This window comes from Paenibacillus sp. CB74 (assembly GCF_055687625.1).
In genome coordinates this window covers 2111681-2124932 of the sequence record NZ_CM146009.1, presented here as the reverse complement: position 1 = coordinate 2124932, position 13252 = coordinate 2111681, and the positions used below count along the sequence as shown (strand labels likewise).

12 protein-coding genes are annotated in these 13252 nt (G+C 44.4%); 8 read left to right on the top strand and 4 right to left on the bottom strand.

Annotated features, from left to right (window positions below; translation table 11 throughout):
- Positions 1-6 precede the first annotated feature (6 nt).
- Together ACX9NY_RS09455 and ACX9NY_RS09450 are read left to right on the top strand one after the other, a co-directional pair.
- On the top strand, positions 7-1182 hold the full coding sequence (locus ACX9NY_RS09455) for a Ger(x)C family spore germination protein (protein WP_339242515.1): 1176 nt from the start codon (positions 7-9) through the stop codon (positions 1180-1182).
- 38 nt (positions 1183-1220) lie between these two features.
- Positions 1221-1439: a hypothetical protein gene (locus tag ACX9NY_RS09450; protein ID WP_339302543.1), complete on the top strand. Its 219-nt coding sequence runs from the start codon at positions 1221-1223 to the stop codon at positions 1437-1439.
- Between the two features lie 88 nt (positions 1440-1527).
- Here the strand turns inward: ACX9NY_RS09450 and ACX9NY_RS09445 are convergent, their stop codons facing one another.
- The 3 genes from ACX9NY_RS09445 to ACX9NY_RS09435 all read right to left on the bottom strand — a co-directional run bounded on the left by ACX9NY_RS09445 (position 1528) and on the right by ACX9NY_RS09435 (position 4730).
- Positions 1528-2802 (bottom strand): stalk domain-containing protein, encoded by a 1275-nt coding sequence (locus ACX9NY_RS09445; protein ID WP_472478327.1) that lies wholly within the window; start codon positions 2800-2802, stop codon positions 1528-1530.
- A 224-nt stretch (positions 2803-3026) separates the two neighbouring features.
- Complete coding sequence (locus tag ACX9NY_RS09440) at positions 3027-3452, bottom strand: hypothetical protein (protein ID WP_339242519.1); 426 nt, start codon at positions 3450-3452, stop codon at positions 3027-3029.
- A 42-nt stretch (positions 3453-3494) separates the two neighbouring features.
- Positions 3495-4730 (bottom strand): GAF domain-containing sensor histidine kinase, encoded by a 1236-nt coding sequence (locus ACX9NY_RS09435; protein WP_339242521.1) that lies wholly within the window; start codon positions 4728-4730, stop codon positions 3495-3497.
- Between the two features lie 162 nt (positions 4731-4892).
- Between ACX9NY_RS09435 and ACX9NY_RS09430 the strand changes: the two genes are divergently transcribed.
- From ACX9NY_RS09430 to ACX9NY_RS09405, 6 genes are all read left to right on the top strand, one after another.
- Positions 4893-5201: a hypothetical protein gene (locus ACX9NY_RS09430; protein ID WP_472478325.1), complete on the top strand. Its 309-nt coding sequence runs from the start codon at positions 4893-4895 to the stop codon at positions 5199-5201.
- Between the two features lie 188 nt (positions 5202-5389).
- Positions 5390-5962, top strand: coding sequence for an alpha/beta fold hydrolase (locus ACX9NY_RS09425; RefSeq protein ID WP_339243063.1), 573 nt, complete (start codon positions 5390-5392; stop codon positions 5960-5962).
- A 193-nt stretch (positions 5963-6155) separates the two neighbouring features.
- A complete protein-coding gene (locus ACX9NY_RS09420; RefSeq protein WP_472478323.1) occupies positions 6156-7154 on the top strand; it encodes a helix-turn-helix transcriptional regulator in 999 nt (332 codons plus the stop codon).
- A gap of 129 nt (positions 7155-7283) precedes the next feature.
- A complete protein-coding gene (locus tag ACX9NY_RS09415; protein WP_472478321.1) occupies positions 7284-8078 on the top strand; it encodes an SDR family NAD(P)-dependent oxidoreductase in 795 nt (264 codons plus the stop codon).
- Between the two features lie 149 nt (positions 8079-8227).
- On the top strand, positions 8228-8749 hold the full coding sequence (locus ACX9NY_RS09410) for a GNAT family N-acetyltransferase (RefSeq protein WP_339261057.1): 522 nt from the start codon (positions 8228-8230) through the stop codon (positions 8747-8749).
- A gap of 197 nt (positions 8750-8946) precedes the next feature.
- Positions 8947-11766, top strand: coding sequence for a glycoside hydrolase family 2 TIM barrel-domain containing protein (locus ACX9NY_RS09405; RefSeq protein WP_472478319.1), 2820 nt, complete (start codon positions 8947-8949; stop codon positions 11764-11766).
- Positions 11767-11872: 106 nt separating this feature from the next.
- On the opposite strand, the gene ACX9NY_RS09400 is transcribed toward ACX9NY_RS09405, so the two are convergent.
- The gene (locus tag ACX9NY_RS09400) at positions 11873-13246 is read right to left on the bottom strand and encodes a sugar phosphate nucleotidyltransferase (protein ID WP_472478317.1); all 1374 of its coding nucleotides are present in this window, start codon (positions 13244-13246) and stop codon (positions 11873-11875) included.
- Positions 13247-13252: the final 6 nt, after the last annotated feature.

The window sequence follows — 13252 nt, the reverse complement described above, 5'->3', positions numbered from 1 at the left end:
GAGCACTTGCGAATATATAGAGTACTACTAATGCCAATATTGTGTTGTGTACTTTTAAGTGGATGCTGGGATCGCATTGAGATTAACGATTTGGCTATTGTGCTGGCTACGGGTATAGATTACGAAGATGGCAAAGTGCAACTGACTTCACAGATTTTCATTCCGCGAAAGGCCAGTGCAGGAGATAGCAGTGGGAGCGGAGGCAGTCCAAGCGGGGTTACGATGATTCGAACAGCGGAAGGACTTACAATTGCTGAGGCATTGAATCGGTTACAACGTAAGGTTCCCCGGAATATGTTCTGGGGCCACTGCGAAGTCATCATCATTAGTGAGCAAGCCGGTAAACGCGGTATCCGCGAGTACATCGATTTCTTCCTGCGTTATCCCCAGTTTAGGGAGCATGCATATGTCTTTTCCAGCGAAAGGGCGGCAAAAGATATCCTTGCCTTGCTTGATCCTCTGGAGCGAAGTTCTGCTGAATCGCTGCGTGAGATGGCCAATCTGAAGCTGGGTACACGGATTACCGCTCTTGAACTAGGTAAATCGATCGAAGGTCCAGGCAGCTCGGTCATCTTGTCTCGCATGTTAATCTTACCCCCGGAGCCCGATCAGGATAAACTGACAACCACCCCATATGTAAAAGGTTTGAGCTTGTATAAGGAGGATCGCTACGTCAAGACGGTCAAAGAACCACTAAGCGTAGGTGTACTATTACTTGCAAAAGAACTGAACAACATTATCATGCCTGTCGAATTTAAGCCGTTAAAAGGTTCTTTTTCGATCCAACCCATTGAAATCCAAACGGTCTTGAAACCTCGGATTGTAAATCAACAGTGGAGTATGAAGGTCGACATCCAAACCCGGGGAGAAGTGGTGTTAAATACAACGGAGGCCGATCTGACTGATCCCGCTGTGTTATCTAAACTGGAACAGGAATGGTCAGCTAAGCTTACAACACTGGCTCATGATGCTTTAGAGATGGCCCAGAAGGAGTTGCGCACCGATTTCTTCAAATTTGCTGTTGAATTCCGCAGATATTATCCGAACCAATGGAAGAAACAGGAGAAGAACTGGGAAACCATCTATCCTGAATTGGACGTGGAAGTCAAAGTGGATGCACATGTAGTACGTACCGGGAAATCTACAGGCCCGCAGGGGATACCTGATGAGGACGAAAATTGAACAGAGATCGCTCCTGTTATAGAGAATGAGGTGATTGTATGAAAATAGGCTCAATCCTTGGAATTTTGATGCTGGCGGCTGCGATAATGTATGGAGAGTGGAAGAGTAGCAAAGAGAAGCGAGCCAGAATAGTGAGTGCGGGGATTACTGCAGTGGCGACAGTTATTGGGATCATCCTTCTCTTTCAGCCCCGTTTTCCTGGTCCTACTCAGGTTATGAAGCTTGTATTTGGAAGCGTGGATAAATTAATGAAGTGAGAATATGGAAACAGAAGGACCACGTCTTTACGTACCATAGATGAGGTCCTTCTTTTGTTTGAAGTGAGCTGCATCAGCTCAAAGATGTCTATTCTTTGATTACTGAAGCGTTCACGGCATCTTCCATTTTTGTATTGTAGGAACGGAACAGACCCAGACGCCAGAACGCGGCTCCTTTGAGGTCATAACGTTTGGCAAGACCGAGCTTGTCATCTACCGAGGAGGGCGTTTCACTGCTTAAACTGATCCCGAGCAGAAGTTTACTCTTCGGAACACCGGCCTCTATAGCTAATTGAATCGCCTGATTAACAAGACTATTTGGCTCAGGTACCTGAGATTTGGTGCCAACCGGATTATACTGATAGGCCATAATAATAAGATCATCTGCAATAGAGGCAAGTGTCTTGTAATCATAACCCTTATAAGCACTATTTAGAGGCGGGACCGCTAGTGATAAGGATGTATCCTGGGACAAGGAACTCTTTAATTGCTTCACGTAAGCATTGAGCAGCTTCTGTTGTTCTACTGCATCCAGTTTAAAACCGAGTCCTTCAAAATCCAGAACAACTCCGCCAAAACCATGCTCTGTGACAGCAGCACTTATGCCTTCAATTGATTTTTGCCGCAACTCAGCGTTACTCAATACTTTGGTCAGTTCGCCGTTTCCATCCAAGGCATATACCATAAGCTGCGGTTGGATCTGCTGATCTGCCGCGTCAGCAACGATGGACTGCGGCGTAATATCACCCGAAGCAGCAGGAAGACGGTACTCATCCCCCTGAAGTGTAAACTGACCTTCGCGATCAATGCGGCTCCAACCAAATGCTACAGAATTCATGGAAGGAATAAGATCCTTTTCTTGAAAGGATTGCAATGCATAGAAGGCCCTCAGGTGCATCTCGCGTTGTGGAGATACGAGGGAGACCGTCTTGGTTGCCTGATTCCAGCTTACTTGTACACCGAATTGGTTACTGAATGAACTTAGTGGAATGAGCACGCGTCCCTCCCGCTGAACGGGTGCTGCTGGGAGAGTAACTTTCTTCCCGTTTACGGTCGCTGTAGTACTACCCACTTGAAGCAGTACTTCTGTTGCTTGTCCTTTCACAATTTGCGTCGCTTTTACAGTTTGTGATTTGCTATTCCAGGTAATATCGATGCCAAGGGCTTCCCCGACCGTCCGAAATGGAACGTACGTGACACCTTTCTCAATACGAGGAGCTGCATCAAATTTCAGGGGGACATCATCCAATTGAACCGAGATGGCTGGGGCAGCATAGGCTCCACCGATATTTGGGGTACCCCCGATGATAGAGAGAGCAATCACCGTAACCGCAGCAATTTTTCCTGCACGTTTAATAAGCATCGTTTGTTTCCTCCTACTAATACTTAATAATAGAATCATGTTTTATAACAAAATCTAGTAATCTAGCATATGTAGCATAACAAAATTTTCATATCGTTCCAATATAAGAGTCCGAAAACTGCAGAAGAAAGAACAAAAAACCAGTTTTCAATTGAAAGAGAGTGGCCTAAATAACCCCATACCTCTAATGGGAAACAGCTTAGAGGCATGGGGTATACGTGTTTTTAATCTGAAACGACAAATCCTTCGAAATTCTCAGGTCCGACCCGTGTTGTACCGAGCAGGTTTGTACTGATAAACGCGGTGTAGGTTAATTGGGGCATGAGCGGGGGGTTATAGTCAGTGGTAGCGAAGACAATCACCTCTGGGTTAAGCAGACCATCTAGACCATAGGTGTGGTTTCCCGAGTACACGATTGGATCGGTTGCGATTGTACCTCGTACAACAGTAATCCTCACTACAAAAAGTGCACGCGGCAATTGCACCGTGATGGTTCCTTTTAATGAAACTCTTAGATTGGTTCCGGCTCCAGCAGTTATGAGACCAATCTGGCCAAATAATTCTGGTGTAAGGATCACTGGAATCGGTATGGAAATGGAATTAAACAAGGCGGCATTCTGTGATGTCCGTGCATCTAGAAATTGCGTCAATGAATATACCTCCTATCTGTTCCAGATAGAATAATATATTCCTCATCGGGATATTCGCATGGACGGTGGGGCAATGCTGGAAATATTAAAGACAAACTGACTGCCCAAATCACTGGAATCTTTAAGCCATACCACGCCACCCATAAATTCAGCAAGCTGTTTACAGATGGACAGGCCCAATCCCGTTCCGCCATACTTCCCTGAATTACCATGAATCTGAGAGTAGGATTTGAACAACAGATCCTGACAATCCTGTGGGATGCCGATGCCCGTATCCTGTATTTCGTAGGTTGCATGCAGAAGCCCTTTTTTATCAGCAGATACTTGAGCAGAGATACATACTTCACCTTTCTCCGTGAATTTAAGCGCATTCCCAACGAGATTAATTAGAATCTGACGAACTTTGTGTTGATCGCCCATTAGCATCACATGATCATTGATGTTGTATTCTGCGTACAAACGAATTCCTTTTTTCTGTGCTTCAGAAGAGAATAATTGTAATACATGATCTACTGTTTCAGTGACACTATAGGGATTGATCTCCAAAGAGATCGCACCAGCCTCAGCTTTCGAATAATCGAGAATCTGATCCATCATCGATAGAAGACTTGTGCCACTAGACTCAATGACATTAACATATAACGACTGGTCGTCATTTAGCCGGGTAGATTGTAACAGATTGGCCATCGCAAGAACACCATTCATTGGTGTACGGATTTCGTGGCTGAGCACTGCCAACAAATTGTTCTTTTCTTCAAGTACTTTTGCAGCGGTTTCTTCCGCTTGTTTTAACTGCTGCAGCGTCGTTTCCATCTCAAGAAGACTTGTGAAAAATGAAGACAAGGAGAGAAGCAGATCCACGTCCCTTTGCTGATAGGAATAGAAATCCTGATCAAATGAGCAGAGGGAGCCGTAAATCTCTCCGTTCTCATTATGTATAGGTACCCCTACAAATGAACAACCGCCTACGAATTCTGTAGCATCCATATGTTTGGTTAAAGGATGAGTAAGATTATTATTTATCACCAACGGGCCTTGGATATGTTCTGTCACAAGCGCACAGTATGACTCCGCGTTTTCAACGACTAGTCCCTCACCCAGAATTAGTTTGTCACGATTATATACGTTCAGAACTTTGGTGGACAGGTGATCCAACTGGGCAATACAAAACGTATTTGCTGGAATTAACCTGCTTGCCGTGTCCATAACATTAGCAGCCGAATCATATAATTTATGTGAGACTATAGATAGTACATCAATGAATTCTGTTTTTAACATATTGATATGACTCCTCCTGATTGTAGAAATTCGTTGTGCACTGTATTCAGTATATATGAATTCGAAGAATTGAGCATGTATGGTTTTGACAGTGGAAGATGGAAATGAGAAAATATAGTGCTGTAGAACATGAAAAATATATAAATTGGTGGAGGCATCTCAATGAATCAGCGTTTTCGAATTACCCGGTCCATACAAGATAACAATGCGGAACAATCCATCTCCCTGGAAGAGTGCAAACTTTACTTTGAATCGAAGCCCGAATTTACCTATTCACCGGTTCTTCATATTGTCGGAGCAGAGAGCACCATGTCCATCGATGGGGATTTTTTTATGTGGGATCTTGAGGGAAAACAGATTGCTTTTCGTTTGTACATGGGCGATATCTATGTGGCTATTTCTAACGAGGCAATTGTCCCCAAAATGATGGAGATTGCAACGGATCTGCGTGCAGATATTGTTGAAGGATAAATAAAAGGCTGAGAATTAGATCTGGATAAAATGGAATCAAATCGTTGTAGTGCGTTTGGATAATCCTGTAAAAATGAGACTAAAGATTCATTTATATTCCATATGTTAGCTTGTAATATATGGAATATAAATTATTTTACAGGAGAGTGAATGAAGTGAAAAAGACTAAATTAATACTTGTTGTATTCATGAGCATGATTCTCGCCATATCGGTACCTGGGATGGGCTCAAGTTCAAAGGCTTCTGCAGCTACTGCACGTACACCCATTGTATTGGTACACGGACTGACCGGTTCAGATAGCAATTTTACAGCGATTGAGAGTTATTTGCGTAGCCAAGGGTGGACGAGAGATGAACTATTCGCGATTGACCTCCCTAGCAAACAAGGAAACCAATTATTGAACTCCGCAGCCATCAGTCGTTTTGTAGATGATGTACTGCAACAAACAGGTCACACAAAAGTTAACATTGTAGCGCATAGCATGGGCGGAGCAAATAGTCTCTATTACATAATTAATCGTGACGGCGCTTCCAAAGTGGACAAATTAATTACCCTGGGTGGGGCTAATCGATTGACCACAACTACAGCTCCGAGTGGAATAAAGGTGACTTCGATCTATTCCACCAGTGATACGATCGTGTCCCCGGCACTGTCCCGGTTGAACGGGGCGAACAACATTTCTGTTTCCCTTGTATCCCATATCGGTCTGTTGTTCAATTCACGGGTAAACGCCCTGATCAAAACCGCATTGAACGAGTAGCTAAATTTGTAATAGTGGCATGCTTTCATAATATACTGAATGATTGATTTGAACACGACTGACCATTCATGGTTAGTCGTGTTTTTCGTATTATCCGAAATGGCTCGCTGAGGTAAGATTCAAAAATAGCTACATCCGTTCTATAATTAGAAATCAGAATGAAAAATGGAACAAGCTAAAGGAGTCTGGATTCATGCAATCTCAACCGAATGATCGAATTAAAGTTCACCCAGGCTTTTGGGCCGGATTATATCAATTGGGAATTGGTGCAGAAGACATCGCTCGGACAGCACAACTATCTCTCGAGACAATAAATAAACCTGTAGTGACTCAATCTCAGTACTTTGCAATCTGGCAGGCTTACTCTGATCTCATAGGGGACACCGCCGAGGGCATCATCAAACTTGCAACCGGATATGAGATATCCAAGTATCCTCCGCCTGTGCTGGCGATGTACCATGCTCGTGATTATCGTGATGCGTTGAATCGAATGGTCCGTTACAAGCAAATGTGTCCTCCCGAGAGTTTGCAGATTACCGAAGCAGGGGAGGAATGTATCATTGAACTCGAATGGTTACATAAGGAGCTAACGGGTCCGCCATTATTGGTCGGTATTACGCTGGCATTTCTGCTTGAACTTGGACGTAGGGGCACAGACCAGCCTTTGATGGCCAAAAGGGTCGAGTTCTCCCAACCGATGGGCAACGTATATCCCCTTGAAGCTTACTTTGGCTGCCGAGTTGAAACGAACTCCAACTATAATCGGCTGACGCTGGAGCGAAGAGATCTGAGTCTTCCATTTCTCTCGTATAACGAGGAGTTACTGGAGATTCTGACCCCGGCTCTGGATCGGTCGCTGAACGAACAGAAGAACAGTCATTCCATTACTGAAGTGGTCAAATGGATCTTGAAACGCAACCTCACAGGAAAGCGCCCTGACGTCCAGGCGATCGCCAAAGAGCTTCGTATGAGTGATCGTACCTTGCAACGGCGACTGACGGAAGAAAATACAAACTTCAAGCAATTATTAACCGAAGCCAGACGTGAGCAGGCCAGGGAGTACCTGGCAGATCCTTCGCTCGATATCAAAGAGGTCGCATTCCTGGTTGGATATGAAGACCAGAATTCGTTCTATCGTGCGTTTCGGATCTGGGAAGGAGATACGCCATCGAATTGGCGTGTCAGGCATTAACTCTGGCGCAAGATGCTAGTTACTGATCCCTTCAGAATGCGTAATATTATAACTATCCAGTGCATGAAGCTGTTGATAATGTTCAAAAATAGCTGCCGGATAGTTGTAATCATGAAGGAGAAATGCAGGATGGATATGGGACTAAAAGAGAAAACAGCCTTAGTTACAGGATCAACAAAAGGAATTGGTAGGGCAATTGCCATGGAACTTGCCCAAGAAGGTGTTCATGTGCTGATTAATGGACGCAATGATGAAGAGGTGGAACATACCGTTCGTGAAATCAAAATCAATTTTCCGGAGACCTCTCCGCAGAAGGCCACGGCTGATCTTGTAGATCAAGCGCAACGCCAAGTTTTATTTGAGAAATTTCCCGAAGTTGATATATTAATCAATAGCATGGGCATATATGAGATCATGAAATATGAAGAATTGAATGATGAAGTGTGGGAGAGATACTTCCGTATTAATGTGTTGGCTGCCAATGGTCTGTCCCAATTTTATTTACCTAAAATGATGGAGAACAATGACGGGCGCATTATTTTCATCGCAAGTGAAGAAGCCCTAATGCCCTCAGGCCAGATGCCCCAGTATTGCATGACCAAGTCAATGCTACTGTCATTATCCAAAAGTTTGTCCAAACTGACAGCAGGCACCGACGTTACGATTAATACGATCCTGCCAGGCCCAACACTGTCCGAAAACGTACGGGAAATCATTGAGGGCATATACCCAGATGAGACGTTGACTTTCGAGGAAAAAGAGAAAGACTTTATGATAAAAAATCTGCCTCAGTCTGAATTACAGCGATTCATCAAACCAAGTGAAATAGGCAGACTCGCCGCTTTTGTATGCAGCCCGTATGCTTCAGCCTTTCGAGGCTCTCCCATCCGTATGGACGGGGGCATGGTACCCACCATATTCTAAAATTGTTCAGGATACAGCATAAGTAACGATAAGAAGTCGCCAGTATTGGCGACTTTTTTAATGCCAATGTTAAAGATCGTTGTTGATATTTGCTTACACAAATGTTCTATAATGGAGTCATCAATCTACGAGGAAAGGTTGGAGCGTAAATGATTATAAGAAAAGCAATATTAAATGATGCGTCAGGTATCGCGAAAGTTCATGTTGATAGTTGGAGAACGACTTATAAAGGCATTATCTCAGATGAATTTCTAAAGAATTTATCTTATGAACAACGAACAGAACTATGGACGAAAAATATTGCAAAAGAAGATAATTATGTTGTTGTTGCAGAAAATACAGAAGGTCAAATCATAGGTTTCGCAGATGCTTTTAAGAGAGAAACCAATAAAGTGACGAATTCGGGTGACTTAACCTCGATTTATCTATTTGAGGAATATCAAGGAAAGGGCATAGGAAGGAAGATATTCAAAGCACTGTTTAAACATTTCAAGGAATTGGGCTATAACAGGATATTTGTTGACGTTCTTGAGGGAAATAAAACTCGCTATTTTTATGAACATTTTGGTGCTGAATTAGTCAAAACAAGTCAAATTGGGATCGATGGAAAAATGTTAAACGAGCTGACCTATGAATGGAATAGTGTTGACGATGTTCTAGGAAATTTATAACCACACGTCAATATGATAAAAGATACTATTTAGCTTTGAAGACGTTTGTTTTGAAAAGAGGTACGGTATTTTATACATAAGACCTATGCGAGGAGGGGTATCAAGTTTATAATACAGGTATGATTTACCGAAAACGGTTTCTATGACTTGGAAGCGATTACTTCTATTAAACAGATGAATTCAGAGGAGACAAAATTATGATAGCTGCATTAAATCTGGAAGGTATCTGGAAACTTCAGCTCGATGAGCATAAAGTGGAGAATGGTCTGAATTTCTCAGACGTTATTACTTTACCTAATACAACTTCTCATGCGGGCAAAGGTAAGAAAAATGAACAGGTGTTAATCGGTGCGCTGACGGATGAGTATTTGTTTGAAGGATATGCCTGGTTTTCACGTGAGATTGATATTCCCGAACATTTGGCGAATAAACGTTGTTTCTTGCACCTGGAACGAACACGAGTAACCACAGTTTGGATTGATGGGGTGGAATGGGGCACGCAAAACAGTCTAAATACACCTCACCGTTACGAGTTGGAGGCAGGGTTAACGGCTGGGACACATACGATCACGATTCGAGTGGACAATACCAATTATCCAACCAAAGGCGGTCATCTTACATCTGAAGACACGCAGACCAATTGGAACGGGATTACCGGGAAGATGGAACTTCAATTTTTTGAGCGTGTATTTCTGGATAATGTGCAGGTCTACCCTGATCTTGCGAATCGGTCTTTTGAGATTAAAGGAGCACTTGTCGGTGAGCTGAGAGGAGTACATATCGTCATATCCGCTGTTGCTGTCAGTGCAGATCCGGTTCATACGACGAAGGAACAGAGTTTCATTCCGGATTCGCAGGAGATTGGGCTGACATATAAGATTGGCGAAGATGCCATGTTATGGAGTGATGATGCGCCTAATCTGTATCAACTTCACATTCAACTGCAAGACGAGAACGGGGAAATACTGGACTCCACCGAAGTATGGACAGGATTACGGGAATTCCGGGCAGCTGGGGACAAATTCACGATTAATGGTCGCAAAACGTTTCTTCGGGGCAAACATGACGGGCTGATCTTTCCGCTCACGGGATATGCGCCAACCGATGTGGATGAATGGGTTCGCATTCTTGGCATTTCAAAGTCCTACGGTATCAATCACTACCGTTTCCATACCTGTTGTCCTCCAGAGGCTGCTTTCATTGCGGCTGATCTGCTCGGCATCTATATGGAACCTGAGCTTCCGTTCTGGGGAACCATTACGGACGAATCCTCGGATGCACACAATCAAGTAGAGCAGGATTACTTGATCAGCGAGGGGTTTGCGATGCTGCAAGCTTTTGGTAATCATCCTTCGTTTGTCATGATGTCCTTGGGAAATGAACTTTGGGGCAGCAAGGACAGATTGAATTCAATTCTGAAAGCATACAAAGCATATGATCATCGTCACCTATATACCGAAGGCTCCAACAACTTTCAGTTTGTACCGGACATTCTGGAGGAAAGTGAATTCTTTTGTGGGGTTCGATTCTCGAAAGAACGTCTGTTCAGAGGTTCGTATGCCATGTGTGATGCGCCGCTAGGACATGTACAGACCGACTTGCCCAACACATTGAAGGATTATGATTCGAACATTGTACCTGAGCAAGGTAGTGATGCTGGCCCTGCTGCTCAAACGGGGGACAAAGAGATTCAGATCCAATATGGCACAGGTTCCAAAACGGTGCAGGCTGAAGCCGGAAGTGATCAACTCGTCTCACATGTACCGATCATCTCGCATGAAATTGGACAGTATGCCACATTTCCGAATTTTGAGGAGATCAGCAAGTATACAGGCTCTCTTAAAGCCAAAAACTTCGAAGTGTTCAGAGAGCGTCTGGAAGCCAAAGGATTGGGACATCTGGCAGAAGCCTACTTCAGGGCCTCTGGCAAGCTTGCAGTCGCCTGTTACAAAGAAGAATTGGAAGCGGCTTTTCGTTCGCAGCAACTAGCAGGTTTCCAACTGCTGGATCTCCAGGATTTCAGTGGTCAGGGAACAGCGCTGGTAGGTGTACTGGACGCATTCATGCATTCCAAAGGCATGATTACACCTGAAGAGTGGAGAACGTTCTGTTCCGATGCGGTGTTGCTCGCGAGATTTCCCAAATATAATTATCGAGCTGGTGAATTATTCGAAGCGCGTATTGAACTAAGTTACTTCCGGAGACAAGTGTTGGATGGACTTCAACTGAAGTGGGAGCTACTAAGCGAGCAGCAACAAGACGGCATCCTTCTAGAAGGGAGAGCTGACCTACCAGCGTTGAATGGAGAACATTATGTGAGTATCACGGATCTTAGCATTCGTATTCCTGAAGTCTCCAATATGACCAAAGTGGAGCTTAGAATGTCCATTCCGGGCACGGATATCCGTAAGTCTTATGACTTGTGGATCTACCCCGGGCAAGTCGAAGTGGATCTGAGCGGTCTTAACCTCTTTACCGAACTTTCGGAACAAGCGCTGGGTCTGCTTGAAAAGGGGGAGGATATTCTACTATTCCCGAATCCTGATCAGATTCAACACGCGATCCAAGGTTTCTACAGCACCGACTTTTGGTCTTACCCTATGTTCCGATCAATATCGGAGAATATGAAAAGAGAAGTTCCTGTGGGCACAATGGGCTTGTTAATTCAACAGGATCATCCGGTCTTCGAACATTTTGTCACAGAGGAGCACTCAACCTATCCGTGGTGGAGCATCGTTTCTGAATCGTCATCCATCATTCTGGATGAGCTGAATAAGGAGCTGCGGCCAATCGTGCAGACCATTGATAATTTTGAACGAAACAACAAGCTCGGCCTGTTGATGGAGTGTCGGGTCGGGAAGGGTAGAGTGCTGATGGGAGCGCTGAATCTGAAGCGTCTGATGACTACATTGGAGGGCAGACAGTTGTTATACAGCTTCCAGCGCTATGTACTAAGTCCGGCCTACCAGCCAGCTGCCCGCCTGGAAGTCGAGGAACTTCGCAAGTTGTTTAACTAAGATATAGGGAGAAGAAGTGTCAGGTTTCCCTTAATTATGCCAATGAGCCCCTTCCGCGAATGGAAGGGGCTATAAGACACGAAGATTGAATCGGTTCATTCTCCCATTAAACGTTAGATGAACCTGCACTTTTTAGGATTACATTCCAATCTTCTTCTTCAAAAAGTATGTTGTCTTTCTCCTCTGTTACTCCGATCCGGACCTCAAGGATCACCATCCTGGTTTCAGCCAGAATAGAAAAGAGACTCTCCTTGGTAATCGCGAACTGATTGCCCATGCTCACTTGCATGACCTTTCTGTTGACAAGCACTTGCCCACTGCCTGCAAGCACGGTCCATGCTCTACACCCAGTTCTATGCCAGTTCAACCCGATATGTTTGCCCGGTAGAACCGTTATGTTTAATGTAGTTACTGTTGCACTCTCATCTTCTAACGAACTTTCAATGACACGATAACTGCCCCAGGTTGCTTCGCCATACATCGGTTTTAGTGGCAAGCTACCCAATTGCGCTTTAATTTCATTTGAACTATTTTTGTTGGCAATGAGAATGCCATCCGGACTTGCGGCAGCGATAATACCTGGCACACCCATGACTTGGATGGGGTAGGGAAGCTCGTTAATAATATAGGAATCGGAGGAAGAACCCGAGATTCCACCGTGTCCGATTACATGGGTATCTAACTGGGAGCACAGCGTATCCCAGCTTCCGATATCCTGCCACACTCCCTTATAAGGCAGGACTACGGCCCGCTGTGCCTTTTCTGCAACATGCTTGTCAAAACTGCGTTCAGGCAACGCTTCATACAGGGACGACAATTGATCATAATGAACCGGAAGCCCCATTTTTTTAATATGGGATATCATAAACGTGACGGTGAATGCGTACACACCGCAGTTCCATAGTGCCCCACGTTGTAGCAGAGTTTCAGCAATGGTGGTTTCGGGTTTTTCTATAAATTGTGTTATGGGCGCATAAGCATTACGTTCTTCCCCACCCGGCAGGATGTATCCATACTGTTCTGAAGCATGTGTAGGCCTTGTCCCAATTAAAGCGATATCGGCTTGAGAATGTTTCAATATATCCGGCAGTAATTGGAAGTTGCTGAAAAAATCTTCACCTGCGAACACATCAGCTGGAGCGATACAGATTACATCGTCATCTTTGGCCATTCGGAAGGATTGCAGATATAACGTCGCTAAGGCAGCCGCAGTAAAAGTGCCTCTTTTATAAGGTTCCCCAATGACTGGTATTTTGCCTTGAGTATGTCGTGCCGTAATATTAGCCTGATCCTGATGTGAAATAATGAGTGTTGAATCTGTTAGGGATGAACTGCCAAGCTGACGGCATACTCTGCTGATCATGGATTCCCTACCTCCAGCGGGTGATGGAAGTATATCTATGAACAGCTTGGAGCGAAGCTCATTGGATAAAGGCCAGAGCCTTTTGCCAGAGCCGCCGCACAGCAATACGATATGCATGGGCTT

Bases quoted from the DNA above. Each gene is read 5' to 3' on its own strand.
- ACX9NY_RS09450 (WP_339302543.1), top strand. From the start codon at position 1,221: ATGAAAATAGGCTCAATCCTTGGAATTTTGATGCTGGCGGCTGCGATA.
- ACX9NY_RS09445 (WP_472478327.1), bottom strand. From the start codon at position 2,802: ATGCTTATTAAACGTGCAGGAAAAATTGCTGCGGTTACGGTGATTGCT.
- ACX9NY_RS09435 (WP_339242521.1), bottom strand. From the start codon at position 4,730: ATGTTAAAAACAGAATTCATTGATGTACTATCTATAGTCTCACATAAA.
- ACX9NY_RS09430 (WP_472478325.1), top strand. From the start codon at position 4,893: ATGAATCAGCGTTTTCGAATTACCCGGTCCATACAAGATAACAATGCG.
- ACX9NY_RS09425 (WP_339243063.1), top strand. From the start codon at position 5,390: ATGAGCATGATTCTCGCCATATCGGTACCTGGGATGGGCTCAAGTTCA.
- ACX9NY_RS09420 (WP_472478323.1), top strand. From the start codon at position 6,156: ATGCAATCTCAACCGAATGATCGAATTAAAGTTCACCCAGGCTTTTGG.
- ACX9NY_RS09415 (WP_472478321.1), top strand. From the start codon at position 7,284: ATGGATATGGGACTAAAAGAGAAAACAGCCTTAGTTACAGGATCAACA.
- ACX9NY_RS09410 (WP_339261057.1), top strand. From the start codon at position 8,228: ATGATTATAAGAAAAGCAATATTAAATGATGCGTCAGGTATCGCGAAA.
- ACX9NY_RS09405 (WP_472478319.1), top strand. From the start codon at position 8,947: ATGATAGCTGCATTAAATCTGGAAGGTATCTGGAAACTTCAGCTCGAT.
- ACX9NY_RS09400 (WP_472478317.1), bottom strand. From the start codon at position 13,246: ATGCATATCGTATTGCTGTGCGGCGGCTCTGGCAAAAGGCTCTGGCCT.